The 2,426-nt window shown below is 42.3% G+C and carries 3 protein-coding genes; 1 reads left to right on the forward strand and 2 read right to left on the reverse strand.

Annotated features, from left to right (window positions below):
* Positions 1-188: 188 nt before the first annotated feature.
* Positions 189-1,460 carry an ISNCY family transposase gene (locus NI467_RS14475; protein ID WP_253153488.1) on the forward strand — a complete coding sequence of 424 codons (1,272 nt, stop codon included), beginning with the start codon at positions 189-191 and terminating at the stop codon, positions 1,458-1,460.
* 58 nt (positions 1,461-1,518) lie between these two features.
* Here NI467_RS14475 and NI467_RS14480 read toward each other — a convergent pair whose 3' ends face one another.
* Together NI467_RS14480 and NI467_RS14485 are read right to left on the reverse strand one after the other, a co-directional pair.
* Positions 1,519-1,914: a type II toxin-antitoxin system VapC family toxin gene (locus NI467_RS14480; RefSeq protein WP_253153489.1), complete on the reverse strand. Its 396-nt coding sequence runs from the start codon at positions 1,912-1,914 to the stop codon at positions 1,519-1,521.
* Entirely contained in the window at positions 1,911-2,141 is a 231-nt protein-coding gene (locus tag NI467_RS14485; RefSeq protein WP_004779823.1) for an antitoxin, read from the reverse strand. The genes NI467_RS14480 and NI467_RS14485 overlap by 4 nt, the downstream gene beginning before the upstream one ends.
* Positions 2,142-2,426 lie beyond the last annotated feature (285 nt).

Raw genomic sequence — 2,426 nt, forward strand, 5'->3', positions numbered from 1 at the left:
CGAAATCTGAATCCTGTGCTTGACTTGGAAATGTCTGTATAGGACATTTCTATTTGGTTTTAAGGTAGGACATTTCTACTTGGGAATAACAACACTTGTTAGAACCCATTCAAAATGTCTATATTCTCACTAATAAAAATGTCTAGTTTATGATGGGTTAACCATCATGGACTGGATATGAAATATAGATGCTGATCACTATGTCTGACAAAGAAATTCAACGGCTTGCAGTTCTGCAAGACGTTAGAGATCATCGTATTACCCAGGTCCGTGCTGCTGAAATTCTGAATCTTTTCACCCGTCAAATTATCCGGTTATTGCAGAAGCTCAATCAAGATGGTGTCTCAGGTATGGCACATGCCAGTCGTGGTCAACCTGGCCATCGTCGCCATGATGACTTGTTAAAATCAAAGTGCCTTTCCATTATTGCTGAACATTTGCTGGGCTTTGGACCCACCTTGGCGCATGAGAAGCTCAACAGCATGTTTGACCTGAATATCCCTGTAGAAACGCTTCGGCGCTGGATGACTGCAAATGGTCTCTGGATTCCGCGATCCAAGCGCCAGAAACGTCCATATCAACCTAGATATAACCGCGATTGCTTTGGTGAGCTAATCCAGATTGATGGCTCATATCACGATTGGTTTGAAGGACGTGACGCTAAATGCTGCTTGCTGGTTTATATCGATGATGCCACTGGAAAGCTGTTGCATCTGCGCTTTTGTGAGGCTGAAACGACCTTTGACTACATGCTTTCAACCCGAGCCTACATTGAACAATACGGCAAACCTCTGGCCTTTTATAGCGACAAACATTCGGTATTCAGAGTTAATCAGAAATCCAGGCAAGACAGCCAAATTACGCAATTTGACCGGATTCTGAATGAGTTAAACATCGATATTATCTTTGCCAACTCCCCTCAGGCCAAAGGACGTGTGGAACGGGCCAACAGAACTCTGCAGGACCGTCTGATCAAGGAGATGCGTCTGGAAGGTATCGGTTTGATTGCAGAGGCCAATACATGGTTACCCTGCTTTATTGAGCAGTTCAATCAGAAGTTCGCCAAATGTGCGCGAAACTTAAAGAACCTGCATCGGCCATTAACCGAATCTGATCTTGAACTGGATGATATTTTTACCTGGCAGGAATCGCGTAAGGTCGCCAAGAATCTAACCATCACGTATGACAAGTGTATTTATCTGCTTGAACCGACAGAGCTGAATCATAAGCTTGTTGGGCAATACATTTCATTTCTGGAGTACCTGGATGGTACTGTGGCAATCATGCATGAAGGACGGAAGATCAACTATAGCGTCTTCAATAAACTGGCTGGACTACAGCAAAATGAGATTGTTGAGAATAAACGTTCCCGGGCCAAGAAAAGTATGCCGAGTCGTAAAGCTCAGAAAGCTGTTATTGAACAAAGAAATTTAAATCCTGTGCTTGACTCTTGCAGTTAAAAACAGGACATTTCTACTTGGGAATAACACTAGCTCTGCATAGGGCTAGATATAGCGATTAGATCCAATTCTCTAGCTTTAGACCATCAATCCGTTCAAATTCTTTTGTATTGTTCGTTACTAATACAACATCCAATGCCAAAGCATGAGCAGCGATCAGCATATCTAAGCTGCCAATCGGTTTACCTGTGGATTGAAGATCTTGGCGTAATTTGGCGTAATGCCAAATTGCTTGTTCATCGTAAGGAAGAATCTCTAAAGGTGACAAAAACTTGTTTAACGCCTGTTTATTGCGTTCAGATCCAGACTTCTCTACACCGAAAGCCAGCTCAGATGCCGTGATACTCGAAATCGCAAGCTGGCCGAGTTGATATTGCTTAAAGCGCTCGAAAACGTGTTGAGGCTTATTGTTGATGACATAGATACAAATATTTGTGTCTAAGAGGTAAATCATCTGAACTCCTCACGGAACTGTTCGCCTTGATCAGCTCGCTCCAATTGGAATCCACCCTCAAACTCATTGATGGCTTCTAACATGACATCCCAAGGATTGTCGATGGGCATGAGTAATACACCACGCCCGAAGCTTTTGATGGCCACTTCCGTGCCATTAAAGCGAAAGGCTTTAGGCAAGCGAACAGCCTGACTGCGACCAGTTTGAAATACTTTCGCAATTTCCATAATTACCTCCCGAAACCAAGATATATATCATTGATATTTACCATAACATTAAATCTTGTAAAGTCAAAGTGAAATTAAAATCATGTCTTGTCCTGAAATAGATTGACAGTATTCCACTTCAAACCGAGTTATGCAATTAGCTCGGTTTTAGTTTGCTCATACGTCTGATTCGGGGTGTTCATATTTAAACTTAAGGTGGTGTATCAGAAAGTATGCTGAGGAGATGAAAGAAGGGTGACAGCCGAAGCAAGATGATATATTTGAGGTTATGAAGACACAAATAGA

The sequence above is a fragment of the Acinetobacter sp. S4397-1 genome, from assembly GCF_024129285.1.
Classification (GTDB): Bacteria; Pseudomonadota; Gammaproteobacteria; order Pseudomonadales; family Moraxellaceae; genus Acinetobacter; species Acinetobacter lwoffii_C.

Coding starts and splice junctions, on each gene's coding strand:
- NI467_RS14475 (WP_253153488.1), top strand. CDS start 189: ATGCTGATCACTATGTCTGACAAAGAAATTCAACGGCTTGCAGTTCTG.
- NI467_RS14480 (WP_253153489.1), bottom strand. CDS start 1,914: ATGATTTACCTCTTAGACACAAATATTTGTATCTATGTCATCAACAAT.
- NI467_RS14485 (WP_004779823.1), bottom strand. CDS start 2,141: ATGGAAATTGCGAAAGTATTTCAAACTGGTCGCAGTCAGGCTGTTCGC.